Origin of the sequence: Shewanella sp. SM23 (assembly GCF_025654295.1) — a bacterium.
GTDB classification, from domain to species: domain Bacteria; phylum Pseudomonadota; class Gammaproteobacteria; order Enterobacterales; family Shewanellaceae; genus Shewanella; species Shewanella oncorhynchi.
The window spans coordinates 1-1058 of the sequence record NZ_JAKKRM010000054.1 but is presented as its reverse complement, the minus strand read 5'-3'; the positions used below and the strand labels follow the sequence as shown (position 1 = coordinate 1058).

General features: G+C 45.1%; 2 tRNA genes and 2 rRNA genes. All 4 read left to right on the top strand.

Features of this window, described 5'->3' with window-relative positions:
* A 16S ribosomal RNA gene (locus tag L5L98_RS22220) occupies positions 1-179 on the top strand; the annotation flags it as partial.
* A gap of 99 nt (positions 180-278) precedes the next feature.
* A tRNA-Ile gene (locus L5L98_RS22215) sits at positions 279-355 on the top strand.
* 137 nt (positions 356-492) lie between these two features.
* A tRNA-Ala gene (locus tag L5L98_RS22210) sits at positions 493-568 on the top strand.
* A 362-nt stretch (positions 569-930) separates the two neighbouring features.
* Positions 931-1058 (top strand): 23S ribosomal RNA (locus L5L98_RS22205); the annotation flags it as partial.

Here is a 1058-nt window from a genome sequence, read left to right as displayed (position 1 = left end):
TGCCACGGTGAATACGTTCCCGGGCCTTGTACACACCGCCCGTCACACCATGGGAGTGGGCTGCAAAAGAAGTGGGTAGCTTAACCTTCGGGGGGGCGCTCACCACTTTGTGGTTCATGACTGGGGTGAAGTCGTAACAAGGTAGCCCTAGGGGAACCTGGGGCTGGATCACCTCCTTACCTATACGACTAACTTAATGTTTGTTGAGTGTTCACACAGATTTGCTTGATAGAAGAAAGAGTAAAAGATAAACCTAGTTAAATAGGTTTATCAAAGATGGGTCTGTAGCTCAGCTGGTTAGAGCGCACCCCTGATAAGGGTGAGGTCGGTGGTTCAAGTCCACTCTGACCCACCAATCCTTCCTTCTCAGCGTTGGAAAGTGACTCGTTTAGTGAACTAAACGTCGCCACTGTCCGCCTTGATAAGAAATGATTGGCAAACCAATCCTTTTAGAGGTTTGGAACATCTTACTTACTCGCACTGCATGTAAATGGGGCTATAGCTCAGCTGGGAGAGCGCCTGCCTTGCACGCAGGAGGTCTGCGGTTCGATCCCGCATAGCTCCACCATTTACACCTTATTCTGACTTTATTGAAAAGTAATAAGGCATATGCACTATGGATAGAGATGCCAAAGATAAACTAAAAAATTATCTTTGGCTTTTTTAAGCCCGCTCTTTAACAATTTGGAAAGCTGATAGTATTTAATTGCATGAGTCTGTCATGTGATTAATTACAAAACGTTTAATGCGAAAGCATTRAACATGAGTTCTCAAACACTTTATTAAGTGTCTTGAATATTCAATAGTAAATTATGCTTAGTGGCATAGTTTACGTCTAAGGCGCGTCCACTTCTTTGGTCAGAAGTGAGACAAGTAAAACCAAGCTGGTCGCAATGCGRCGCAGRTGAGTGAAACTCATTTGGGTTGTATGGTTAAGCGACTAAGCGTATACGGTGGATGCCTTGGCAGTCAGAGGCGATGAAGGACGTAGTAACTTGCGAAAAGCGTTGGCGAGCTAGTAACAAGCATTTGAGCTAACGATGTCCGAATGGGGGAAC